The following is a 25,434-nucleotide window of genomic DNA, read 5'->3' as shown; positions in this document are numbered from 1 at the left end:
CAAATGGTTCGATGTCTGCCCGGATGCGACACTCGTAAGTGCCCATCCTCGCAGTATCCGGTTCTCAAGGTGCACGCCTTGCGGTTCATCCGGTTCGACCGGGCCGCGCGGCAAGGAGATATATTGCCAGACCGGAGGGGCCCCGTGGGCGGGAATCGCGCACTCCATATTTTGTTCACAAATGAATAGATCCCTCAGTCGCGTCACTGAGGTTAAAACTGAAGCATTGGCTTCTGATATTGGCGATGACCAGCTGTTTTATGAGTATTGAGACATCGGTCATCTCTGGAGCGCTACTTTACTCCAAAGGCATCAGCTATTTGTTTCCCATCGGTAAAAGGCGGGTTTTGTTCGCCAAGCGTTCTTATATATAGATAGATACGGGTTCGAACCCGTGCACCGGCAACAAAAAAGACGGCCAACCGAAGTTGACCGTCTCAACAATCTTTGGGTGGGCCGTCAGGGGTTCGAACCCTGGACCTTGGGATTAAAAGTCCCCTGCTCTGCCAGCTGAGCTAACGGCCCGCGGGTGGCATTGTACCACGGTCTGGGACTATTCCCAACTCCATTGGCCGTTCTGGAAAATCACAACTTCACGTCCATCAGGCGTAATGCCCACAATATCGATGTCGTCCGTGCCGATCATAAAATCGACGTGCGTGCTCGAGACGTTAACGCCATGCTCCAGAAGCTCCTCCTTGGACATGTCATACCCACCCTCGATGCATTCGGGGAAACCGACACCTAGCGCGAGATGGCAGCTAGCGTTCTCGTCATAGAGCGTATCGTAGAACAGAACACCACTTTCGCGGATCGGCGTGTTCTTGGAAATGAGCGCAACCTCTCCCAGGTGAGCAGCGCCCTCGTCAGTATCGATGATACTTGCGAGCGTTGCCTTGCCCACGCGGGCGTCGTAGTCCACCACGCGACCGCCCTCGAACTTAATCCAAAAATCTTCGACCTTATTGCCGTGATGGATGAGCGGCATGGCCGAGTACACGATACCGTCGGCACGCATGCGATCGGGCGAGGTGAAGACTTCCTCGGTGGGAATGTTGGGGAAGAAGGGGTGCCCATCGGGCGTCTTACCCTTGCCGCCGGCCCACTCGTGACCTTTCGTCATGCCAATCGTCAGATCGGTTCCATTTGCCGCGGTGTAATGCAGGTAGTCGAAACGATTGTCGTTCAGGAAACGCAGGTTCTTTTCGAATGCGGCGTCATGGAGTTCCCAGTCGCTCTCTGGGTCCTGGCCATCGGCGCGCGCGGTGTGCAGAATCGCATTCCACAGCTTATAGATTGCAACCTCATCGGCGTCTCCCGGGAACACCTCGTGCGCCCAAGCCACGACCGGAGCGCCGGCGATGCACCACGGATTGATGTTGTAATCCAGTCCACGGCGGAAAACTTTGCACTGCGTATTCCTCGCCTTTGATGCCGCTGCCGGCTTGGCTGGATCGATGCCCTTGAGGGCCGCAGGATCCGCACCCTCGATAAAGACAAAGCAGGCACCATCCTGGGCCAAGGAATCCAGCTGCATGCGCTTCCACTCGGGCGTCTGCTCAAAATAGCTTTTCTCGACATGCTCGTACGTGAGCCTCGTCACGGCATCATCGGCCCAAATGACCGTCACGTGGCCGGCGCCGGCAGCATAGGCCTCCGCGACCACCACGCGCGCAAACGGCGCGCACTCGACCGGAGACTGAACGACGACCTCCTGGCCGGGCTTGACGTTTGCGCCCTTGCGGACGACCAGGCGCGCGTAGTTTTTAATCTTGGGCTCCAGGGCCTTCATGCCCTCCAGAGCCTCTTCGACCGTCAGGGCAGCTCGAATCATGTGCCACTCCATCTATCTATAGAACAGTAAAAAGGCGCGCCGCAAAAACGACGCGCCTTATATCTTAGCGATAAGTATGTATGCAAACGCTACTTCTTCTTGGAGTCCTTCTTGTCCTCCTCGGCAGCCGCGCGCTCAATAAGAGCGTTGAGCTTGTTCTCGGACATGCCCTCGGCCTGCGCGCGGTACATGTTGCGCAAGGGACGAATACGAGCGAAGTCATAGATAAAGTCGCCCAAAATGATTACGTAGGACAAAACAATGCCGACCATCTGGACAGGGCTGGACACCATGCCAGCGGGAGCGAAGTACAGCGAGGCCCAAATTGCCACGACGAGCACCATGCCAATGGCGAGCACAATCCACCAGATGCGACGGCGCTTGGTGTAGTCCTCGTCCTGCTTGAGGAGGATATTCGACACCGTATAGATGCGGTCCTCCTTGGCGCGCTGCTTAGCCTTGCGGGCGCGCTTCTCCTCTTTAGAGAGGCCCTCGAGGTTCTCGCCCTTCTCGAGCTCTTTGCGGCGTGCCTTAGACGAAGCCGGCACGACGCGAACGGAGCTCGCTGCTTGGCGGGCGGGTTTAGCAGATGCGGCGGACTTGCGCGCAACCCCGGTAACTTCGTGGGATTGCATGCGCTTGTTCGTGGCGCTACGGGTACTCACTTATGCGTTCTCCTTCATGCTTGTGAACTGGGAGCCCGTGATGATCTGGAAGGCCTCGCGATAGCGCTCGGACGTGCCATCGATGACCTCGGCGGGCAGGTGCGGGGTCTCCCCCGTCATATCCCAGTTGGCCTTGAGCCAATTGCGGACGAATTGCTTGTCGTAGCTAGGCTGGATCTTGCCCTCCTCGTAGCTGGCGGCGGGCCAGAAACGGCTGGAGTCGGGCGTGAGGCACTCGTCGATCAGCGTGACCTTGCCATCGATAACACCAAACTCAAACTTGGTGTCGGCAATGATGATGCCACGGGTCGCTGCATACTCGGCAGCAGCCTTGTAGATCTTGAGAGACAGATCGCGAATCTGCGTGGCGATGTCCTCGCCAACGATCTCGCAGCAACGCTCAAACGAGATATTCTCGTCGTGATCACCGATCTCGGCCTTCGTGGACGGCGTGAACAGCGGCTCGGGAAGCTTGGAGGCCTCGGTCAGACCCTCGGGCAGCTGGATGCCGCAGACGGTGCCGTTCTCGTCATAGGTCTTCTTGCCCGAACCGGTCAGATAACCGCGGACGATGCACTCGATAGGAATCGTCTGGGCCTTCTTGACCAGCATGGCGCGGCCTGCGAGATAGTCACGATACTCGGCAAACTCCTCGGGGAAATCCGCTGGATCGATGGAGACGAGGTGGTTGGGGACGATATCGGCAAACTTGTCGAACCAGAATGCCGAGATGCGGTTGAGCACCTCTCCCTTAAACGGAATCTCGTCGGGGAGAATAAAGTCGAACGCAGAAATGCGATCGGTGGCGACCATCAGCAGGTTTTCGCCGGCATCGTAGATATCACGAACCTTGCCACGGGAATCCGGACGACGCTCCATCGTTGTCACGTGAGTCACTCCTTACCTAAATACGACAGAAATGCGGGTTCTTTCCCGCATGTTTTCGCAAACTCGGAGCGGCAGGAACGCGGCCCCTCCTTCACCGAATAGCGAAAAGCTAGTGCTCCATTGTAGTAGATGCCGCGTCCGCCGTGTGCTCGCGAGGCAGATGAATCGTAAAAGTCGTACCCTTTCCAAGCTCCGACTCCACGGATATGTAGCCATGGTGACGCTCGACGATTTGCTTGGTCACGGCGAGGCCAACGCCCAGGCCGCCGGCTTCGCGGGCGCGGCTGGCATCTGCGCGCCAAAATCGCCCGAAGATGCGCGACAGGTCGTCCTTGGCAATACCGATACCGGTATCCGAAACGGCAATACTGACATGCTTGCGGTCACTGAGCACCGACACCACGACCCAACCGCCCTCGGGGGTGTAGCGCATGGCGTTGCTCATGAGGTTGATGACGCACTGCGTGATCATGTCGGGATCGGCCTCGACGACATCGTCGTGACCTTGGGTCTCGTCAGCAAAGCGCAAGCGCAGATCGCGGTCAACAAATAGGCGCTCCTGAGCGTTGACGATAGACCGCACAAAGGGAACCATGTCCACCGGTTCGAGATTGAGCGGCGCCGTGCTGTTTTCCATACGCGATAGGTCGAGCATCTGCTGCACCAAACGAGCCAGGCGGCGCGTCTCGGAAGCGACCGTCTCCAGATGCTCATCGTCGGTGGGATACACGCCGTCCTGCATGGCCTCGACCGTTGCAAGCATGGCCATGAGCGGCGTGCGAAGCTCGTGTGCGACATCCGAGGTCAGGCGCTTTTCGTGCTTCATATCTTTCTCGAGCGAGGTGGCCATCTCGTCAAAGGTCTCACCCAACTGATCGATTTCATCGTCGCCGCGCAAACCGGTACGAGCGGACAAATCGCCGTCGCGAATTTGCTTGGCTGTGCTGGTTATACGATGAATCGGTCTGGTAAGCATGCGCGACACGAACGATCCGATAACAACTGAGATGCAGACCGCAACAACCGCGGCAAGGGCCATGGCGTTAAAAGTCTTTTCCCTAAACGCAGAATCCGCCTTGGTGAGCAGGGCATCGGAGCCGATAGCCCATAGCTTCACCTGTCCGACATGCTCGCCAGAAGACGTTATGATTTCGACGTTGGCAACGCTATCGGAGTCGGTGGGCGCCGACGAGACCGGGCTATGCGAGGCCTTTTTACCGCTCGAGCTGCTCGACGCCGATTCGCTCTCGCGCACATCGGCGGTCGCACTTGCCGAAGGCCATGAGTCGTCATAGACGACAACGCCCTTTTTGTTGACAACCTGCATACTCAGGTCGTCGGACACCAAGCTCGATGTCGCGACCGTGCGTAGCTCGCCCGCAGTCCAGTTGCCGTTTTCCTCGTACGACGTCGCAAGCTTTTCGGCGGCAGAATTGGCAATCTCGACGATATTGGAGCGCGTGTAATCCGAAAAGACGGTACCCCACACAACGGAGACAACGCCCACCAGCACCAATACCGTCATGAGCGACGTCAGGGCAAAAGCCAAGGCCATGCGCGAGGGATAGCTCATCGCTGGCCGTGAATCGGAACGAGGCGTGTTCCAACTTGCCTTGGAACCCGCCTCGTTCTCCTGCTTATGCTTTTGCCCAATTTCAAAGCGCGCAGGTGTCATATGTGATTTCCCTATTTCTCGTCCGACTTATCGGTCTTGGCCGGAGCCTCGAAGCGATAACCGACGCCGTGAACGGTGTAGAGCCACTTAGGCTTCTTGGGGTCGTCGCCCAGCTTGGCGCGAAGGTTCTTGACGTGACTGTCGATGGTGCGCTCGTAGCCCTCAAAGTCATAGCCGAGCACCTTCTCGACCAGCTCCATACGGTTATAGACGCGACCGGGATGGCGAGCAAGCGTGGTGAGCAGCTTAAACTCGGAAGCAGTCAGGTCTACTTCCTTGTCCTCGACCAAGATCTTGTGGCCCGAGATATCGATGACCAGATCGCCAAAGTCGAGCACCTCAACGGCGGGCTCGTCTGCCTGGTGAGCACGACGGAACAGGGCGCGGACGCGGGCGACGAGCTCACGCGGCGAGAACGGCTTAATCAGGTAGTCGTCGGCACCAAGCTCAAGGCCGATGATGCGATCCTCGATCTCGCCCTTGGCCGTCAGCATAATGATGGGGACATCCGAGGTGTCGCGAATGGTGCGGCAAACGCGCTCGCCGGGAATCTTGGGGAGCATAAGGTCGAGCACAACCAGGTCGAACTGGTGCTTCTCGAACTCCTCGATCGCAGACTGGCCGTCCCCGACGCCAACAACCCAGTAGCCCTCGCGCTCGAGATAGGCAGCGACAGCGTCACGGATTGCCTTCTCGTCCTCGACCAGCAGAATCTTTTTTGCATCTGAAGCCATAACACGGCCCCCCTGTCTCAATTAGCTAAGAACAAGCCCATTTTAACGCACCTATGCCCGCCGAGCACCGCTACAGTGCGGCGGCTCGGCGGGCGGCACTCACAATTACAACGCGTTTATTCCCCCGTTGGCGCCCTTTTAACCCCTCGGCGCTAAAGAGAGAACAGGCGGGCGGTAACCGTCTCGGGAATGCCTTGGCTATTACGCACCGTGGCATAGGTTAAAAACGTATTCGATTTACCCGCCGTAGCTGGATAATCGCCATATTCGAGAGCGCGGTCGGGCGACAGCAGCGAACCATAGGTTTTGGCGGAGGTATCGATCAGAAAATGCGATGCCTGAACCTTAACCAGATATTTGCCTTTTCTGCCGGCAGCACACGCAAGCGGCTCGCGCGACAGGAATAGGAACGTCCCATTCTCGTTACCGATATAGGTGCCCATGTTGCCTAGGCTCCCCACGCCGCTATAGGTGGCCTCGATGGAGAACACAAACGTGTCGCCCATATATACGGCCTCGAAGGGAGACACCGATGAGGGAAGGACCAGCTGAGCCCTCTTGGTATTGTTGCCGTCCGTCAGGTCGATCGCCGTCATGCCGTAGTAGACGCCCTCGTCGTTGCGCACACGCGGGGAAATGGTCAAGATGCCGTCACTCACACGCGGGGCGGATGCAAAGCGGCCCGTTGACTTCCAAATGGCCTCGGCCTTTGCCTCGTCGAGCGAGCGGCGGTAGCAATACGAGTCGTGACTCGTCTTATTGCCGCCTGCAGCAGGCATCTTGTACCAAATGACGGACGATTCGAACGCCGTAAACAGCGGCGGGTCGTAGTCCTTGCCGCCTCGGTCGAGCTCGACCACATCGCCGACAAGCGACGCACCTGCCGTATTTTGCGCATAGAGTTTCCATGATGCATTCGCAAAGTTCATCTCGACCCAAGCAAATACGCCATCGCCGGCGCGGACATCGTAAAACGAATACCCCGCACCTTCCACGGGATCCTCGACGAGCGTCGTGAGTGAGCCGTCGCCCAGGTTGAGCATGCCGAGCGTATTGGCATGCCGCGCCGATGCGGGCGCCATCATCGCCGCGGCGTAATCACCGTCGCAGTAATACAGCAGCGTACCCAAAGGCAATGTCCATGAAGCTGCAGGCTCGAGGTCGATTTCGACAGCCTCGTACTCATCCGTAATCGAGACGATTTTTGAGTCATCTTTGATAACCTGCGGCTCGCCGGCGGCATCGTCGCTGGTGCCCGTTTTTTTCGAGCATCCGGCAAGTACCGTGGCAGCGCCCGCGGCAGCTCCACCGAGCACAAAGCCGCGGCGCGATATTCCGTTCTTGATGTGGTCGGCGATACCCATTAGGCGATCTCGGCGCGAGCGGCCTCGATAGCGCGGGTAAGCTGGTCGGCGCAGGAGGTCTTTTTCATACCGCAGGTATTACCGGCGAGAACCTCGATTACGCGATCGGCAGGAGCACCCTCAACCAGCTTGGAGATAGCCTTGAGATTGCCGTCGCAGCCGCCGGTAAACTCGACGCCCAGCACTTTGCTGCCGTCATCGGAAAGATTGAGGTGGATATTGCGAGAGCATACACCCTGAGGCTTGTAGTCAAAACTAATCATTGAGATCCCCTCTCAGAAAGAAATTTCAGACGTCTATTATCCCCGCCTGGCCCGACTTATTATCGTAAGCACCGATTCAACATCCTACGATGCATAGATTAGTGGGGGCAAGATTAGCAGCCCGTACCCCGTGCGTGGACTGTGCGCTTCTCCCGATACATATTGTGGTCGGCGACACGATATACATCGGCCAGCGTATTTCCAGCCGTCTCGACGGTCGCCACGCCAATCGATGCGCTGACCGTCAGTGCCTCATCGCTTACCGCGGCAAGACCGAGACGAAGATCCTGTTCCAGCCCGAGCGCAGACTCGTTGTCAGTATGGGGGCAAACCAGCAAAAACTCGTCGCCGCCAACGCGCATCGGCAGGTAATCCGCACCAGCCACCCGCCGCAGCACGGACGCCGTCCGTCGCAGCAGTTCATCCCCCATCTCGTGACCGTAGATATCGTTGGTCCGCTTGAGATAATTGCAGTCCAACATAATCACGCTCACGGGCAAGCCCTCGTTTACCAGGCTATCTCCGCGCGATTCAAGGTAGTTGCGGTTGCGAAGCCCCGTCAGTTTGTCTTGGTATGTCAGCTCCTCGGCATGTTTGACCATCGATATGTTGTGCGTCGCCACGACGACCGACTCCAGCCGGCCTTGCTCATCGCGATGCTGGGGGACAACCTGTAGCGAGTACCAAGCGCCTCGACAATCTCGCACCTCGGCAGCCAAGTACGGTACGCCCTCCATACGTTCGCGAAGCGTACTTATATCTACGAGTCCCACAACCGCTTCGCGGCTTTCGGGGCTCACGACATCCCGGCAGACCGTGTCCATAAAGTCATATGCCTCGCTGTGCTCGGCAAATATCTTCGCTATCGTCGGCGACATATTGATTCCCTCGATCTCGAGGGTGTCGAGATGCAAAAGGAAGGTCGAATCGTAGATGGCGCTTATGGCATTGATAATGCCGAGCTGTTTATCCTTTTCGACCAAATTGCGGCGATCAACGATATTTCGAGCCAACAGTACCACGACCCAAAACGCAAGGCACACCAAGACGCCAGCGGCGACAAATGTGATCCTGCCAGACATGACCTCAGATTTGGGATACAGTGCAAACAGGCGGTAGTCCTTGTATGCCGCACGCACCGCGTACCATTTGTCTCCTCGATATTCGATGCGCGTTAGGCCATCGTCTTTCCACTCAACCCCTGCGCTGGTGAGGAATCGGGCGAGCGACACGTCAGCATCGGCGCTGTTGGATGAGACAATCTCCGCATCCTCCATAACAAGCACCGTGGGGCCCTGGTGGAAGGTGCTGTTCGAAAGCACGTCGGCTATGGCATATGAATAGTCGTCCGCTGGATCGGAAACAAATGAGCGGTATGCCAAGGCAACGCCGTCGCCATACGGGATAGCACAGACGGCAAAAACGATACCACGGCGCTCGACGACAGTTGAGTAGGTCACTTTGGAACCTTGATACATCGATGCGACCGGCGCACAGGCCAGCTCCTCTCGCCACAACATGAGCGGATCGCGACCATCGATGTCGTAGTGGGCAGCCATATGGCCATCGGAGTCCATGACCATCAGCCCCGAAAGGTTCTCGGCATGGACAAATTGCTCGATAAGATCGTCGTTAACCTCAACGCGATCAGAGGACAGGAACGTCGCAAACGATTCGATCGCGGCGAGCAAATCGTGCGTCTCTTCGGTTTTTCTCCCCTGTTCGTAGCGGTCATATTTATCGCAAGCGTTTTCCAAAAACGCCATGGTTTCTTGGCCAAACCCAAGCGTTTTTTCGAGGCAGCGATGGGTTCCAACCGTATACAACAGGCCTAACAAGACAGCGCTGACAATAACGCCGACAGCTATGACGGTCAGAGTCTTTCGACGCAAGCGGTGCTCATCATTTGTCATGGATTTGCTCCTTGCCCGCCCGTCGTCGCTCCTGTCTTGTAATTGCCCACAATACGGTCAATCGTGCCATCTCGGTCCATGGCAAACAATGCGGTATTGAGATCCTTTACGATCGGTCCTTCATAGCCGTCATCAAACGCGACGCCCAGATCAACCGTCATAACGTTGTCAGCGAACACGCGGTAAAGGCCGGGATACCGGGCGACAAGTCGGTCAAGCGGCTGAACGTCCGCCATCCAACAGTCGACATACCCTTTGGCGAGGGCGGCTTTGCAGAGTTCGGCAGAACCATACGATTTGATTTGCACGTTCGGCGAGATTTCCAGATCCCCTGCGAGCAATCGGCGTTCACTCACCGAGCCCGCAATTACCGCGATGGTCTTGCTTCCATCGAGATGCGCCAAGGACTTGATGCCACTCGTTTTCTTGGCGGCAACCGAGACCGTCACGGTTAGATACGGCTCGGTCCAGTAATACTTATCCTCGCGATAACAGGGAGAATAATCACACCACAGGCAATCGATATCACCGTTTTCGAGCAGCCGGTCGCGATCGTTCCAGTCAATATCGACAAACTGTGGCTTGAGCCCCGCACGCTCACACGCCTCGCGGGCGATGTCGATATCGATACCGGCGTAATCGCCCGTGGTATCGACATACACATAGGGGTCGTTATCCGTAACGCCGATTTTGAGTACCGGGAGATCTTTGTCGGCTTCATTCGAGGAGGAAGAACTGCTTCGAACGGTATACGTCAGGGCGGCCACACAGGCGGCAACAAGGAGCATGAGCGCAAACGAGACGATGGCGGCTCGCTTGATACGTCCGGGCACAAGCCTCCCTTCATCGAAACAGCAGTCGGATTTCATTGTATACCTGGGGCTGATGCGGCGATAAAAAAGCGCCTCACCCAAGATGGGCAAGGCGCCAAAGGTTGGAATGCATCCGCAAACGGCCGAATTAGGTTAACCCTACTCGAAGCTCAGCTGCTCCAGGCGACCGAAGACCGTGTCGATGCGGGTGAGGAAGTCCCACGGATCAAAGATCTCGTCGAGCTTCTCCTGGCTGACGGTGCAGCGCGGATCGGCCTCGAGACGCTCCTTAAAGGTGGGACCGGAGACACAATCCTGCACTTCGTGCCAGGTGGCCATGGCGTTTTCCTGCACGATAGCGTAGGCGTCCTCGCGGGTGATGCCAGTGTCGACGAGGGCCAACAGCACCTTGGAGGAGAAGATAAGGCCGCGGGTCTTGTTGAGGTTGGCCATCATGCGAGCCGGATACAGCTGCAAGCCATCGATAACGCGGATGAGGCACTGGAACATGTGGTCAAGCGCGATGAAACTATCGGCCTGGGCGACACGCTCGGCAGAGGAGTGCGAAATATCGCGCTCGTGCCACAGGGCGACGTTGTCGAAGGCGACCTGGGCGTTGGACTTCACGATGCGCGACAGGCCACAGACCTTCTCCATGGTGATCGGGTTGCGCTTGTGCGGCATGGCGGAACTGCCCTTTTGACCCTTGCGGAACGGCTCCTCGGCCTCGAGCGTATCGGTCTTCTGCAGATTGCGAACCTCGGTAGCGATGCGCTCGCAGGTGGCCGCCGTGGTGGCAAGGACGCCGGCGAGGTAGGCGTGATGGTCGCGGCTGATGACCTGCGTGGACAGCGGGTCGTGCACCAGGCCCAAGTGCTCGCAGACGTACTCCTCGACGAACGGCTCGATGGAACTGTAGGTGCCGACAGCACCCGAAATGGCACCGAAGGCAACGTTCTTGCGGGCATCCTCGAGACGGTCCAGATCGCGCTTGAGCTCCCAGGCCCAAGAGCCAAACTTCATACCGAAGGTCATCGGCTCGGCGTGGATGCCATGAGTACGGCCGGCACAGAGTGTGTTGCGCTCCTCGAAGGCACGACGCTTGCAGATCTCGCCGAGCTTCTTGACGTCCTCGATGATCAGGTCACAGGCCTGGGTGAGCTGGTAGCACAGAGCCGTATCGCCCAGGTCGGAACTGGTCATGCCGTAGTGGACCCAGCGGCTGGGCTTGGGGTCGCCCTCAGGAACATCGGCGTCGATGTACTCCTTCATGTTGGTCAGGAAAGCAATAACGTCGTGGCGCGTGACTTCCTCGATCTCATCGACCTTTGCCTTCTCAAAGTTAGCGTGATCGCGGATCCACTGGGCTTCGTCTTTAGAAATACCGATCTTGCCGAGCTCCGCCTGGGCCTCGCAGGCCAAGACCTCGATCTCCTGCCAAATGGCGTACTTGTTTTCGAGGGAGAAGATATGTCCCATCTCCGGGCGGGTATAGCGATCGATCATAGCGGCTCCTTTTTGGTTATTGGCACGTTGGTCGTAACTCAACCATTGTACCGTGCGCAGGTGCAAGTATGGGCAGCAGGCATTAACCTAACATTTTGCCGCAAGAGCGGCCATGGGGACGTCCGCGTATTTGCTTCGCAAATCCGCACCGGCTGCGGGCGAGCCCCTCAGCCTCACGAAGCCGAGGGGGACTTTGTTGAATTGGCCGTCCCTGTGTCTCCCGTGCCCGGTGGAGCGGGCAACGGGACGTCCGCGTATTTGCTTCGCAAATACGCACCGGCTTTAGGCGCCTGCCGGCGCCTTCGCCTGCTCGCTACAAACGCTTCGCGTTTGCTTTACGCTCACACCCTGGCGGGTTCGAGTCCCGGCACTTTATTGAAAAAAGCACGGCACCGTAATGGTGCCGTGCTTGTGCTTTTAACTGGAGCGGGCAACGGGACTCGAACCCGCGAGTGTCAGCTTGGGAAGCTGATGCCTTACCACTTGGCGATGCCCGCATATGTGGGGGATAGTATAACGCGGTTGTCTTGTTCGATACAAGGGTGACGATGCTTGTTTTAGCTGTGGAGATTCGTTTGAAAATCGCGTCAATTGTGGAGACGAGGACCTTTGACCTCCTGTTCTCCCTATCTTCTACCTGCACTTTTGCTTGATTGTTGTATTTGAGCTCAATTTGTCAGGAATTGGGCAAGCTTTTGGTCAGGCTCCGGTACTTACCCGCATGAACCTCGGGGGTAGCCTCATCCTACGCGTCGCAACCTCCCCATGCGGCGCACGAGGGATAAGGAGCAGCCATGTCCAACGCACCCACGCACTCTGTCCACAGCGCAATCGCAACAGGTCCGCTGCTCCTGCTCCTCTTCCTGCTTTTCGGCTGCCTGACACCGGGAGCCGCATTTGCCGTCGATGGCTACGATCAGCTCGGCTTCCGCACTATTAGCGATGATTGTGGGCCCTTCTTCATCGGCAAGTATGAAGCTCAAGACGCCTCGATTGCCTACTGCATGAACCAGGAGCGCCCCGGCCCCACCAAGCCGGGCGGCCCATGGCTCAACTTTGATCAAGGCTGGGTGTGGCTCGACGACGAGTTCGCGGCAATCGTTTGTCACGGATATCCTACCGCCACGTCGTTTGGCGGTTACCATCTTTCACCCGATCGCGCCCGCGCCGCAACCCAGCTTGCCGTATGGATGCTCAACGGCACTACCCATGTCGACGGTACTTACTCTTACACGACCGCTCAGGGCAAAACCAAGAGTGGGCACTTTACCACTGACAATGAAGTCGTGGCGGCGGCGCGGTGGCTCCACGATAGCGCAAAATCAGGAAGCATCAAAGCAGCTCCGCACCGCGCGCGACGCTATCTAGGAGCCGTATCGGGCGGCAGCAAACGTCAGGACATGCTCTATGTACTGCCGGCGGTCTCTGTTTCCTTCAAAAAACAGTCTGCAAACGCCGCCATTACCAGCGGAAACAATACTTATCAGTTTGACGGGGCAACATTCGATATTTTTGAGAGCGCCAGCGGCGCGCATGTCGGCACCATCCAGATGGACAGCAACGGTCGGGCGCAAGCAACACTTCTGCCCAACACGGCATACTACCTAGTTGAAACGAAGGCGCCGGCCGGCTATGTCCCCCGTCGTGATCGCATCGCCTTTACCACGGGGAATGACGGTGGACAGGTCGCCATTGATGAACAGCCCGGCACCATCAACCTGCGTATCGTAAAACTCGATGCCGCGACGAATGCCGGCCCCCAGGTGGGATCTTCACTCGCAGGAGCAGAGTTCACGTGTGTGTCGCAATCAACCCCTGGATGGGCGCAGATCCTCACGACCGACGAAAGCGGTCGGGCTACCCTCGTCGATGTCCCCTTAGGAACCTTTACCATCTACGAATCAAAAGCCCCCGAGGGCTACCTGCCATCCAACGACAGCTGGACCTATACCGTTGGAGCCGACCAGCTCGGCGATTCAGGCGTAGTCGAGATCGAATCTCGCATTTCCGATATCCCCATTGCGTTTGACCTTGAGATTTCCAAATTCAAGGATTACGGCAATAGCGACCAATCCGGCCTGGAGCAACCGGCGGGTGGTGTTGTCTTTGAGGTTGTCAGCAACAGTTCTCAGCAGGTTGTTGGCACACTGACCACAAACATCTATGGCTTTACCTCCACCAAAGATCAGCCCGAAGCATGGTTCGGCACAGGCAAGCGACCCGCCGGTGTCCACGGAGCTGTCCCATACGACCGTGCCGGCTACACGATTCGCGAGGTTCCGGAAACCGTCCCCGAGGGTTTTAAACGTGCAGGGGAATGGACCGTCGGGGCCAATCAGATTTCCAACGGCTCCGAGCTTCAATATATCGTGGACAACCACGCGCTGTCGACGCATCTCCAGATTGTAAAACGCGATGCCCAAACAGGCGCTTCTGTTCCACTAGCCGGATTCACCTTCCAACTCCTCGACAGCAATCACGAACCTGTCTCACAAACTTGCTGGTATCCAGCACATAACGTAATGGACACCTTTACGACTGACGCGACCGGGACCGTCACACTGCCCGAATCGCTCGTGCCGGGCACCTATTATGTACGCGAAACCTCGGCCAAAGAGCCCTATCTTGTCGGCGAGGAGATCGAGGTAAACATACCCGCCGACATGAACCTAACGCCCGTTGCAATCGCCTCGTATTATGACCACGCCGCGACCGGAAACATCAGGATCGTTAAAACCGATGCCGTAGACGGCAGCAGCCTCGCGGGCGCCGTCTTTGAGATCCGTGCCTCGGGTGATATCGTGCGCCCCGACGGTAGCATTGCCGCGCTCGACGGTGAGACTGTCGCTACCGTCACGACGGATGAAACTGGAGAAGCACGCGCGGACGACCTCCCGCTGGGATCTGGCACCGCACGCTACGAGGTTGTCGAGACTCAAGCGCCGGCAGGCTTCTTACTCGATCGGACATCCCATATTGTCGACCTTACTTATGCCGACCAGAAAACACCCGTTGTAGAAGCACGGCTTAACGTATCCGACGATTACACCAAGGTTGATGTCTCCAAGGTCGATGCAAGCGGTGAGCAGGAAGTGGAAGGCGCACAGCTCACCTTATATGGTCCCGATAAAACCGAAATAGACTCCTGGACCTCATCCGACAAGCCGCACCGCGTCGAACATCTTGCACCTGGCACCTACTCGTTGCGCGAAATGATGTCTCCGCGGACCTATGACCTTGCCGAGGAGATAACGTTTGAAATAAAAGATACGGGAGAAGTCCAATCCGTCGCGATGAAGGATGCGCCCATCGAGATCAAGGGGCAGGTCGACAAGCGTCAGGAACTTGTCCAACCTATCGAAAAGGGCCTGTTGGCTAACGGCGATGGTAAAAACCGCGCCACGACGCAAACCAATAGTGATGGGCTTTTCTCCTATACCATCGATGCTCGAAACGATTCCGCTACTTGGGTTGATGAGTTTACGATTACCGATGATCTTGAGTGCGCCAAAGACGGCACGGCGAGATTCATCTCAATCGAAACCCCCGTCGCCATCGGCGACCTCAACGGTCTGTGCAACGTATGGTATCGCACGACGCCGTTGGACTCAACAGACGTCGATGAGCCGGCAAACGCGACACTTGACGATGGGCACGAAAATCCTTGGATTGAGTCCGACGAAGTAAGGGAGAGTCTGGGTGAGGATTGCCGCCTCGTCGATTACGACGGCTGGCACCTCTGGAAGGCGGATGTCTCGACCACGGAATCCACCACACTCGAGGCGAAAGAACTCGACCTTGCGTCCAATACCGTCGTAACGGGCATTCGCATTGAATACGGTGCGGTAGCCGCCGACTTTACGACTCGAAGCGATGCGGATTCTTGGACCCGCGATGATCTCAAAGATGAGCACGACGATCTTGACGATGCCAAAGCAATCCTTGGCACAGACGCTCGGGGCGCAGTCGTACACATGCAGGCAACGTCGGCTTATACGCCCCAAACCGCACTCACCAACAGCGCGCGCGTCGATCTTTGCCGCAACGGTGGCGGCGATAAACTTGAGTCACATGACGAGGACAGCGTCATTCAACGCTGTACCCTACCGCAGGACCTACCGGCAACAGGATCAGCTCCCATCGCCGCTTGCATCACCGCGCTCCTGACCTCGGGTGCCGCAGCCCTATGGTTCGCTCGCCTTAGGTCGACCCCAAAGAAGCGCTAGCGCGATGAAAAAGCGGGCGAGCCAGTCCCCTGGCTCGCCCGCTTTCAATCATGTAAATCGCCGTATCTACTCTGCAGACGAAGATCCACCATCAACGATTGCCTGCTCGGACTCAGGAATCCCATCGGCACCCGTACTCTGTTCTTGCTCCACCTCTTCGCTGATTGCGGAGGCGGGGGTCGAGCCCTTTGCACCCACGATGTAGGCAGCCCCAAATCCTAACGCAATGGCAATCAAGGTCAAAATCACGTAGACAGGCCAATGGCGCTTAATATACGAAAACACGTTGACTCCTTAGAGCTCCGTCTACGAACGGCGGATAACCTCGGTCACGACCTCGGATACCGTGGCAATGTTCGTCGGGTTGACATTGTGGGGCAGGTCGTCCTCGGTACGAGCGCAAGCCAGACGCGTGCCGTCCACGCCGGCGATGGTGAGGGCTCGGCGGCTCGCCTCGAGCGCGGCATAGGCATCGGTCTTGGCATAGGGCATCTCGAGCGCGCCACAATCGACATGGAACGACTTGCACACCTTGCTGACCAGGTTCATGATGCGGCGATCGCCCTTGAGCAGCTGCTGTTCGCCCTCGACCGTCACCACCGAAAGCCTACCGGCGCCGACGGATTCAAGATTGATGAAGAATACGCCGCGGAGCTTATCGCGATGCGAAGCCAAGAAGGCCTTCATGCCGGCGCCATCACAATCCGAGGCGCCCGTTGCCACAAACCAGATATCGTGACCGAGCAGCTCATCATCGCCCATAGAGGCGACAGCCGAGAGCATATCTTCGGAAGAAGCGCCGTCGGAAGACGTAGCGCCACCCTTCCAGCCATCGTTATCGTCCTCGAAATTATCCCACGAACCGATGCCGCGACCGGACTTCTTGGCATCGTAATCGTCTTCGACGCCCAGCCAATCACTCATGCTGTCCTGTTCGTTTTTCTTTTTACGACCGAACAGGCCGCCCAGGCCGCGCTTGCGAGACTTGGGTGCCGCAGGGGCGGGAGCCGAAATGGTCTCGATCGGCTGTGCGCCCGACGCAACGGGCATAGGAGGCGCAACGGGGGCCGATGTGGGTTCGGGACCCTGAGCGGTAGCAAAGGGGTCGTTGACCTGTGCGGAGGGGTCGGGAAGGTCGAACAGCGACGTGCGAGACGCAACGTTTGCCTGCTTCATCGACGGCAGTGACGGATCGGGGACCGAAGCCAGCGGAGACGAGGAAGGTGCAGGCGACGGAACCGACGCCGGATCGGGAACATTCATCTGCGGACGCGGCGATGCCTGGGAGGAAATCTGGGCCATAAGGGAATCGACCGTTTCGTCCTGGGTGGGAGCAACATCGGCAACCGTGGCACCGGAACCACTCGGGGTCGGCATGGTGAAAATCTGCGTGGAGTAAGGCCTCGACTCATCTGTCTCGGGAGTCTCGGAAACCGCAGACACTTCCTCCTGCTCGACCTCGGTCGAATCATCTTGCTCGGCTGCCGCGTACTGCTCTTCGTCAGAGTTGGCCTCGACGGGCTCGTCCTCGGCGGCATCTTGGATTTCGGCGGCATCAATAGGCTCGTCATCGTCTGCCGCGTCGCCCTGCTCATCGGAAACAGGAAGGGGCTCGGCAATCGCGGTGCCTTGCTTTTCAAACGTTATCGTGGAATCGAACTGCGCGGCATCAAACGACATGGTACTATCGACGTGCTGCTGAGCCTCGAAAGACGTCGTCGCCTCAACAACATCCGCGGACGCCGGTTGCTGGGACTCAAAGGACGTCGTAGCTTCGGCAGCGTCGACGGGCGCGGACTGCATAGCCTCGTTCTGCTCGAACTCTTGCGCCGCGCGCTCACGTGCCGCCTCGGCTGCCTGCTGCTGAGCGATAGCCTCCTGCTCGGCAGCCTCGCGTGCGGCAGCGCGCTTCTCCTCGAAATCGTCGACAAATTTCCTGCCCTTTGCAAGCGCACCCTTAAAGAAGTTGGAAGCGCTGGCGCCAATCGACGTGAACGCGGATGCAATGTCGGCATGGGGCGTTGCCACGGGAATCTCGGCCGAGAAATCAGTATCGCTCTCGTAAGACACGCGCCTCGGCTGTTCAATGTAATCGTCGTCAGACTCGTCCGCAACGTCTTGCGCCGGCGCGGCGGGAGCCAAAATGTCCAGTCCTGCCGCGGGATCGATCGCGGACACCGCCTCGGGCTCGGCAACGGCAGCGGCAACCGCGGCAGACTCATCATCCACGGTGACAGCGGGCGCAGGTGCAGTCACGACGGGGGCAGGCTCGGGCTCAAACGTCGGTTCCTCGCCCTCCTCGTAATCGAGCGTGCAGGACTCGGGAAGCATTCCGAGCGCACGGATGGCATCCGAACCAAAGCGGATGTTGCCGGCGGCATTGCGATAGAGCTTGGGCTCGGGCTCGGCCGCGACAGGCTCCTCCACCGGCTCGGCAGCGGAAACCTCGTCATTGAACTCTTCAGCCTGGACAGCCTGATTCTGATCCTCGGGCACGATGACGCCAATCAGCGTCTCGTCGGCAGACGCACCCTCAAAGCCCTCGATCTGCTCGTCGAAAGCCTCGCCCTGTTCGGGCTCAGTCTGAGTGTCGGGAGCAATCGGCTGACCGAACTCGTCCTCGGCGTAGGTAGGCTCTTCGTACTCGATGGTGTTGCCGTAGTCGTTTTGCTGCTGGGCCGCGGCATACTCCGCCGCTGCACGCGCCATTTCCTCGGCACGACGCTTTTGCTCCCCAAAATAGGTATCGAACGGAACATCGTCGGGAAACTCGTTTTCGCCCTGGAAGGGAGCAACGTTGTCCATAACGCCGAGCATAGCGGCGACAGAAGACTTGTTGCACACCGCGCCGGACGTATAGGGAAGAATATGGCGGTTAGAGATGATGTTTGCCGCGTTGGCAAGCGCAACGAGGGAAGCGAGGATCGCGACAATCCACAGCAGAACCTTGAGCGCGCCGGGGAGCGGCAGGATACGCAGGATGGCAACGGCAGCGGGGGCAACCGTGGCAACGGGCAACAGCTTGGCGATGAGCGCACGATACGAGGCATAAGGCTCGCGGGCGAGCAGCTCAGCACGGGGAGAGTCGTAGTGTGCGACAACGACCACCGGGCGGTTGCGCGGAGATGCGAGCGGGCCCGAGGCCTTGTGGTAGGCGATGACATTTTGGCTCACGCCCGTCTTGCCCAGGCGCGAAACCACGGGGCGGCCCGTGCGCTCGAGCACGTAAAGAACGGCACCGACAATGGCCAGCAAGGTGCCGACCAAGCCGATACCGCCGCCGATACCCATCAGCAGGGCGCCGGCAAACGCAAGAATACCGGTAACGGCAAATGCCAATCTACTGGGCGCCGGGGCATTGAACTCCTGAACCTCGGGGTCAAAGCCGTGGTTGCGGAAGATCTGAGCGATATCCTCGGCAGCCAAGCGCTCTTCTTCGCTGCATGCCGGCGTAATGCCGGTGTTCTGCAGCAGGTGGTTAATATAGTTCTGGGTGTTCGCCATGTGCGCTCCACATCCATAATCCGACAAATAGGCCCAATGCATGCACATTAGAACCGTATATAGTCGAAAGTATACCCCGAGCGAGCGAAAACGACCGAATTCGGTCTATCTTAACGCCCCGAGCGGACAAGGATATAGCCTAATCTCCATATCGGACTAAAATCATGGCAGCAAACCACCTTCTCATGCGAGGACTCTATGACGGCAAGCGACGCGACCGCGACAATTAAAAAGGGAAGTTCGGAGCCCAGTTTCGATAAAACGGCTCAGCGCATCCTCAATCTTTTCTTTGTGCTCAACAGCTCCCCCGAACCGTTGACGACCGAGCAGATCGTCTTGGATTCTGACCTGGGATATGGCTCGGGCAACATCGACTCGGATAAGCGCAAGTTTCGGCGCGATCGTGACAAACTGCTCGAGCGCGGCATCTTAATCAAGGAGGTTCGCCCCGCCGGTGCGCAGGAGACCGAGGAAAGCTCGTGGACAATCGACCGCGAGCACACGTTTGCAGCAGGTGGCCTCATCACCGCAGACGACGCCGACATCCTACTCAACGCCATCGACCAGACGCTAGCGGCCGGCTCTTCCACCTTTGCCGCGCCGCTTGCCGATATTCGCTCCAAAATTGCCTACCTCACCGGCATGTCGGCGGTGGACGAAGCACCGATCCGCCGCTCTCCCACCGTCGATGCGGTATGGAGCGCCTTTGCCGAGCGATGCGCGCTGCGATTTTTATATCAGAACGGACGCGGCGAGCAGAAAGAACGTACCGTCTGCGTCTACGGCATGTTCGAGCGCGAGGGCGTGGCGTACTTCTGCGGCCTCGACAATGCCACCGACGACATCAGGACATTCCGCTGCGACCGTATCGTTCGCGCTTGGCGTCCTTCGAAGGCCTACGCCATCCCTGCAGACTTCAATCTCAACGACTATCTGTTCTTTGAATTCGATTTTGCCGACCGACCGCCCGTTGCAGCCACGTTCTCGTTCGCCCCTCAGACGCAGATCGATATGATCAACGGCCTCACGCGCGGGCGAGGTGAGCTCGCACACACCGATGCGGGATGGACCTGGAGCGTTGACGTGCGCGATCTTGAAGCCGCCGCCTCATTTTGCATGGCCCACGCCATGGACGGCATGAGGCCCATGGCCCCCAAATCGCTCAAGCAGGCGTGGAACCACCTCATTGAAAGGACGGTGCACGAGCATGCCCGTGCGTAAACTCACCAGCGAGCAGAGGCTCTCGCGCGCCATCGACATCATGGAGGCCCTCTACGCCGCCGGCGAGAGCGGCATGACACGAACCGAGATTTGCAGTCGCTTTGACATCACGGGGGCGTCGCTCGACGAGATTCTCGAGATCGTCTCGACGCTCGCGGACCGAGAATCGGGTGCGCGTATCATCTGCGAATGCCACGGCGAGCGCGTGGTCCTCACCGGTGACGCCGGGCGTGTACTACCGCTGCGCCTGAGTGCCGCCGAGGGCGCTGTGCTCAACCACGAACTTGAATCGTTGGGGATCGAGCCCCAGGCGGCGGCTCGAATTCGACATGCTCTTCTACCCGAAGAGCTCGGCTATAACCAGCACGTCTTTGACACCGTCAACCACGGGTCGCACTGGCAGCAGCTGAGCTGCGCCATTCAGGACGGCGTTCGTTGCCGCATCTCGTATCGCTCGATGGACGATGCGCGGCCACGCGAGCGTCTGGTCGACCCCTTGCGCATTACGGCAAACGGCGACCAAACATATCTGATTGCCTGGGACATCGCGGTCGATGAGCAGCGCACCTATCGCATGGATAAAATCGAGGGACTCGCCTTGACGGAAGACTCCGTCGTGCCTCACGCACCGGACGTTGCATCCCTCCACGATTCCCTTGCCCGGACGCAGCGTAGCGCAAAGCTCTTGATGCCATTCGATATGGCGGAGCATCTGGACTGGGCCGGCATCACCCTAATCGAACGCAGCGGGACAGACATGGCAACGGTAACCGTACATTACGGCTCCGAGCGTTGGCTGCTGAGCCAGATAATCGCAGCGGGCGGAGCCATCCGCATCTTGGATGACCCCGCCCTGTCAAAGCGTCTGTGCGATATGGCAAAAACCCTCGTCTGTCCGCTTTAGCGCCGCCGCTCGTGGCGTGCGCGCCACAGTTGCAGATAGTGACCGATCTGCGCCGATTCGATGCGCTGGTAGGAGCTCGTGGGCAGCGACGTTAAGAACTTCTTTCCGTAGCCCTTCGTCACCAGGCGCGGGTCGGCCAGAATCAGCACGCCGCAATCGGTCGACGAGCGGATAAGGCGGCCGGCCGCCTGCTTAACCTCGAGCACCGCCTCGGGCAGCGAATAGCGCGCCCAAGCGCGGTCTTCGCGCAGGTTGCGCTCGCACGAGAGCGGGTCCGTGGGGCTCGAGAACGGCAGCTTGGGAATGATGACGCAACGCAGCGTCTCGCCGCTGGCGTCAAACCCCTCCCAGAAGGCCTTAAGCGCAAAAAGCGACGAGGTCGGCTCATTGATAAACCGGTCGCGCAGGCGACGAGGAGATGAGTTGCGCTGCTGGCAGTTGAGCTCCAGACCCGCACGGGCCATCTTGGGCTCAACGCGGGCGTACAGGTCTTCCATGTCGCGCCGATTGGTGAACAGTGTGAGCACCGATCCGCCCATGGCAAGATGGGCGTCGACCAGCACGCGCTCGAGCGCCGTAAGATAGCTCTCACGATCGCGCGGATCGGGGATATCGCCCGCAACGACTACAGCCATGTTCGAATCGAAGTCGTAGCTCGAGTCCAAGTGCAGCGATGAGGATGTTGAAGCACCGATGCGATCGAGGCCGACCGCGTGGTTAAAGTGTTCAAAGCTTTTGGACACCGTCATGGTCGCCGAGGCAAAGATAGCCGTGTGAACCTCGGGCAGCCATTCGGTTGCCAAGGCCTCGCCAATGTCGATGCGCTCTGCGGTCATTGACTCTCCGCCGGCACGCAGCCTGCGATTGACCTGCAGCGAATACACATAGTGTTCATCGGTGCCATCAATGATGAGTTTGAGGTTCTCGGCCAGCTCGTGCAGGCGGCGCGAGATATCGCCCAGGTCGACAACAACCTCGGGCTTGTCGCCGGCGACGGCTTGTACCAGCGCGTCGACGCTCTTGTCAGCCTGTTCCAATGCGTCGATGGCAGTGTAGGCCGACTGCAAGAAATCATGCCAGTCGTCAGATTCGCGCAACTCGGGGCCAATCCATAGATTGGCATTGTCATAACCCCCACGGGCACGGCGACCGAGCTCGCGAACGCCATCGAACACGTCGGCGATTGCCATGCTCGCGCGCGCAACCGTCGACGTTGCCTTGGCAGTAAGGCCCAGATAGAGCGTAGAGCCCTCGGAGGTTGCCAAATCACGGGAAACCTGGCTTAGCGCACCGGTGCTCGAGCCACCCAGGCGCTCAAACAGAACGCGTGATTCGTCCGCCGACACCACGCGCGCCCACTGACGGCGCGCCTCGCGCTCGATGGAATGGGCCTCGTCGATTACCCAATGACGAATCGGAGGCAAAATCCTGCCCTCGGCCGCGACATTGCGGAACAGCAGGGAATGGTTGGTGACCACCACATCGGCATGCGCCGCACGACGGCGAGCGCCGTGGACCAAACATTTATCAGGGAAAAACGGGCAGAGGCGACGAGCACACTCGCGCGAGGCCGTCGTAAAGTCGGGGCGGTTGACGCTGCGCCACCGAATGCCGAGCGAGTCGAGGTCGCCATCGGCTGATTGGCAGACGTACGCCATAATGACCGCGACCGCCGTGAGCGTGTCCGCCGGATCGCGCTTGGTGGTAATCTCGACCTGGCTGCGGCTCATGCGCTCAAGCTTGCGCAGGCACGGATAGTGGTCATAACCCTTGAGAGCGCAAAATGACAGACCACCGTCCAGTTGCTCGGCAAGTTTTGGCAGCTCATGGTACATGAGCTGGTCAGCAAGATTGTTCGATTTGGTCGCAATACCAACCGTGATGTTGTTACGGCGCGCTGCCTCGGCAAAAGGCACCAGATAGGCCATCGATTTGCCGACGCCCGTGCCCGCCTCAATTACACGATGAGTGCCCGTGACCAGCGCATCGCGGACCTCGAGCGCCATCGCGATCTGCTCATCACGCGGCTCGTAAGTGGGATACATGCGATTGACCAGGCCACCTGGCGCATAGTCCGCCTCAATCTCCTCACGACTCGGCATCTTGAGTACCGGCAGTTCGTCGGCGTCCACCCGATCGTCGGCACGATCGGCCTTGAGAACGTCAGCACGAGCGGCGCTGAGAGAGAAGATAGAACCAGGGTTCTGCCCTGCCAAGAATGAGAAGATAGGACGATAGGACCAAGGCACATCCGGATGCATGTCGGCTAGGCGCGCCATGAGGCCCTGGGGCAAGTCGGTGAGCGCCACGAGCAACACGCGCCATACGCCACACAGGGCGTCGACGTCGGCATTGGCACGGTGTGATACCGAGTCACAGCCAAACAGATCGGCCATAAAAGACAGCTTGTGCGAGGCCAGGCGTGGAAGCGCGATGCGCGACAGCGCCAGCGAATCGATCCAAATATCGCTCACGTTGACGCCGCCTTTGACCGACTCGATAAACGAGCGGTCGAACGTGGCGTTATGTGCGATCACCGGGCAACCACCGACAAAATCGGCGAGAGCGGCGACGGCCTCAACGGCCGACGGGGCATCTGCCACATCGGCATTTGTAATGCTCGTGAGCTCGGTAATCTCGGCGGGAATCAGCTGCTTGGGATGCACGAAGGTATCGAAGCGGTCGACGATCTCGCGTCCCGAAAGACGGGCCGCCGAGATCTCGATCAGCTCGTTGTCCTGCACCGAAAGACCTGTGGTCTCGGTATCGAGGACGATCACATCTTCCTCGATAAGGCCGAAGGACTGCGTTTTGGCGCGTTCGGCAAGCGTGGCATAGGAGTCGATGACAAACTGCGGCGTTCCTGACGAAACCGCGTCCTCGATTAGCATGCAATGCCCGCTCGACGAAGGCCCATACGGATCAGGCTGTCACAGACCTGCGGGAACGTCATGTCGTCGGTGTGGCGGATCTCATCCGGATACAGCGACGTATCGGTCATGCCGGGAATGGTATTGGTCTCGAGGATAACGGGGCCGTCCTCGCTCACGATAAAATCGCTGCGCGAGATGCCCAGGCAACCGAGGGCCTTGTGAGCAGCGCAGGCAAGCTCCTGAGCGCGAGTGTAATTCTCGGGTGAAATCTGCGCCGGAATGCGATGGATGTCCGTAGGGTCGACATACTTCACGTCCAGATCGTAGAACTCGCAGTCCTTGGGCTTACGAATCTCGACAATCGGCAGAGCGCGCACGTCGTCCTCGCCGTACACGCCGACGGTGATCTCGGTACCCTCGATGCACTTCTCGACCAGCACTTTGTCGCCGTACTCAAACGCCTTGGCGATTGCCGCGGGCAGCTCGGAGGGCTCATGGACCAGGGAAATGCCATAGCTGGAACCGTTGACGGCCGGCTTCACAAAGCAGCGCTCGCCACAAACCTCGACGATATGATCGATATCGACTTCATCGCCCGCCTCGAGCGCGAGGCCGGGGGCGATGGGAATGCCCGCCTTGGCGTACAGGAGCTTAGAGACCTCCTTGTCGGCACCGCAGGCGCTGGCAAGCACGCCCGAAGCCGTGTAGGGGATACCCAGGGTCTCCATGGCGCCTTGCATGGCGCCATCCTCGCCGCCGGCACCGTGCATGGCGATAAACGCCACGTCAAAGCCGCCGGTCGCCATGGTTACCATAAAATCATCGGCAGCCGTGTCGAGCAGCTCCACCGAAGTGTAGCCGGCCTCCTTCAAGGCAACCACGACGTTCTTACCCGAATTGAGCGAGATCTCGCGCTCAGCGGAATGACCGCCCGCCAAGACCGCTACGTGCATGTTCTCTAGGCTTTTACCCGGCATGGGCAGACTCCTCCTCTATAATTTCTGCAGCTGATACCATATTGTAGCGATACCCTCTACGTTTCCCCAAAATCG

The 25,434-nt window shown here is 58.6% G+C and carries 17 protein-coding genes and 2 tRNA genes; 3 read left to right on the top strand and 16 right to left on the bottom strand.

Features of this window, described 5'->3' with window-relative positions; translation table 11 throughout:
* Window positions 1-452 precede the first annotated feature (452 nt).
* The 12 genes from I4W07_RS07720 to I4W07_RS07665 form a co-directional block, all read right to left on the bottom strand.
* Window positions 453-525: transfer RNA gene (locus I4W07_RS07720), tRNA-Lys, on the bottom strand.
* A gap of 28 nt (window positions 526-553) precedes the next feature.
* Window positions 554-1,834, bottom strand: a complete 1,281-nt coding sequence (locus I4W07_RS07715) for an aminopeptidase (protein ID WP_196026211.1) — start codon at window positions 1,832-1,834, stop codon at window positions 554-556.
* Window positions 1,835-1,923: 89 nt separating this feature from the next.
* Window positions 1,924-2,499, bottom strand: coding sequence for an ABC-2 transporter permease (locus I4W07_RS07710; RefSeq protein WP_196026209.1), 576 nt, complete (start codon window positions 2,497-2,499; stop codon window positions 1,924-1,926).
* Window positions 2,500-3,378: a phosphoribosylaminoimidazolesuccinocarboxamide synthase gene (locus I4W07_RS07705; RefSeq protein WP_035136481.1), complete on the bottom strand. Its 879-nt coding sequence runs from the start codon at window positions 3,376-3,378 to the stop codon at window positions 2,500-2,502.
* 118 nt (window positions 3,379-3,496) lie between these two features.
* Window positions 3,497-5,062, bottom strand: a complete 1,566-nt coding sequence (locus I4W07_RS07700; protein WP_196026207.1) for a sensor histidine kinase — start codon at window positions 5,060-5,062, stop codon at window positions 3,497-3,499.
* 11 nt (window positions 5,063-5,073) lie between these two features.
* Window positions 5,074-5,796, bottom strand: coding sequence for a response regulator transcription factor (locus tag I4W07_RS07695; RefSeq protein WP_118079985.1), 723 nt, complete (start codon window positions 5,794-5,796; stop codon window positions 5,074-5,076).
* A 152-nt stretch (window positions 5,797-5,948) separates the two neighbouring features.
* Window positions 5,949-7,160: a twin-arginine translocation signal domain-containing protein gene (locus I4W07_RS07690; RefSeq protein ID WP_118079987.1), complete on the bottom strand. Its 1,212-nt coding sequence runs from the start codon at window positions 7,158-7,160 to the stop codon at window positions 5,949-5,951.
* Complete coding sequence (locus I4W07_RS07685) at window positions 7,160-7,423, bottom strand: TIGR03905 family TSCPD domain-containing protein (protein WP_089572560.1); 264 nt, start codon at window positions 7,421-7,423, stop codon at window positions 7,160-7,162. The genes I4W07_RS07690 and I4W07_RS07685 overlap by 1 nt, the downstream gene beginning before the upstream one ends.
* A gap of 113 nt (window positions 7,424-7,536) precedes the next feature.
* Window positions 7,537-9,336: a sensor domain-containing diguanylate cyclase gene (locus tag I4W07_RS07680; RefSeq protein ID WP_196026205.1), complete on the bottom strand. Its 1,800-nt coding sequence runs from the start codon at window positions 9,334-9,336 to the stop codon at window positions 7,537-7,539.
* Window positions 9,333-10,250 carry a substrate-binding periplasmic protein gene (locus tag I4W07_RS07675; protein WP_196026203.1) on the bottom strand — a complete coding sequence of 306 codons (918 nt, stop codon included), beginning with the start codon at window positions 10,248-10,250 and terminating at the stop codon, window positions 9,333-9,335. Before I4W07_RS07675 ends, I4W07_RS07680 begins: the two co-directional genes overlap by 4 nt.
* Window positions 10,251-10,307: 57 nt before the next feature.
* On the bottom strand, window positions 10,308-11,654 hold the full coding sequence (gene purB, locus I4W07_RS07670) for an adenylosuccinate lyase (protein ID WP_196026201.1): 1,347 nt from the start codon (window positions 11,652-11,654) through the stop codon (window positions 10,308-10,310).
* Window positions 11,655-12,076: 422 nt separating this feature from the next.
* Window positions 12,077-12,151: transfer RNA gene (locus I4W07_RS07665), tRNA-Gly, on the bottom strand.
* Between the two features lie 297 nt (window positions 12,152-12,448).
* On the opposite strand from I4W07_RS07665, the gene I4W07_RS07660 reads away from it, so the two are divergent.
* Window positions 12,449-15,880, top strand: coding sequence for a SpaA isopeptide-forming pilin-related protein (locus I4W07_RS07660; protein WP_196026199.1), 3,432 nt, complete (start codon window positions 12,449-12,451; stop codon window positions 15,878-15,880).
* A 66-nt stretch (window positions 15,881-15,946) separates the two neighbouring features.
* On the opposite strand, the gene I4W07_RS07655 is transcribed toward I4W07_RS07660, so the two are convergent.
* Together I4W07_RS07655 and I4W07_RS07650 are read right to left on the bottom strand one after the other, a co-directional pair.
* Window positions 15,947-16,165, bottom strand: coding sequence for a hypothetical protein (locus I4W07_RS07655; protein WP_022094153.1), 219 nt, complete (start codon window positions 16,163-16,165; stop codon window positions 15,947-15,949).
* A gap of 21 nt (window positions 16,166-16,186) precedes the next feature.
* A complete protein-coding gene (locus I4W07_RS07650; RefSeq protein WP_196026197.1) occupies window positions 16,187-19,384 on the bottom strand; it encodes a hypothetical protein in 3,198 nt (1,065 codons plus the stop codon).
* Between the two features lie 198 nt (window positions 19,385-19,582).
* On the opposite strand from I4W07_RS07650, the gene I4W07_RS07645 reads away from it, so the two are divergent.
* Window positions 19,583-20,605, top strand: a complete 1,023-nt coding sequence (locus I4W07_RS07645; protein WP_196026195.1) for a helix-turn-helix transcriptional regulator — start codon at window positions 19,583-19,585, stop codon at window positions 20,603-20,605.
* Window positions 20,592-21,509: a helix-turn-helix transcriptional regulator gene (locus tag I4W07_RS07640; protein ID WP_117716220.1), complete on the top strand. Its 918-nt coding sequence runs from the start codon at window positions 20,592-20,594 to the stop codon at window positions 21,507-21,509. Before I4W07_RS07645 ends, I4W07_RS07640 begins: the two co-directional genes overlap by 14 nt.
* On the opposite strand, the gene I4W07_RS07635 is transcribed toward I4W07_RS07640, so the two are convergent.
* Window positions 21,506-24,400: a helicase C-terminal domain-containing protein gene (locus I4W07_RS07635; protein ID WP_196026193.1), complete on the bottom strand. Its 2,895-nt coding sequence runs from the start codon at window positions 24,398-24,400 to the stop codon at window positions 21,506-21,508. The two genes, I4W07_RS07640 and I4W07_RS07635, sit on opposite strands and share 4 nt — an antisense overlap.
* Window positions 24,394-25,359, bottom strand: a complete 966-nt coding sequence (locus I4W07_RS07630) for a D-alanine--D-alanine ligase family protein (RefSeq protein ID WP_196026191.1) — start codon at window positions 25,357-25,359, stop codon at window positions 24,394-24,396. The genes I4W07_RS07635 and I4W07_RS07630 overlap by 7 nt, the downstream gene beginning before the upstream one ends.
* Window positions 25,360-25,434: the final 75 nt, after the last annotated feature.

The organism is Collinsella aerofaciens (assembly GCF_015670745.1).
GTDB classification, from domain to species: domain Bacteria; phylum Actinomycetota; class Coriobacteriia; order Coriobacteriales; family Coriobacteriaceae; genus Collinsella; species Collinsella aerofaciens_T.
Note: the sequence above shows the minus strand (reverse complement) of the source record. Positions and strands in the feature narration are given on the sequence as shown.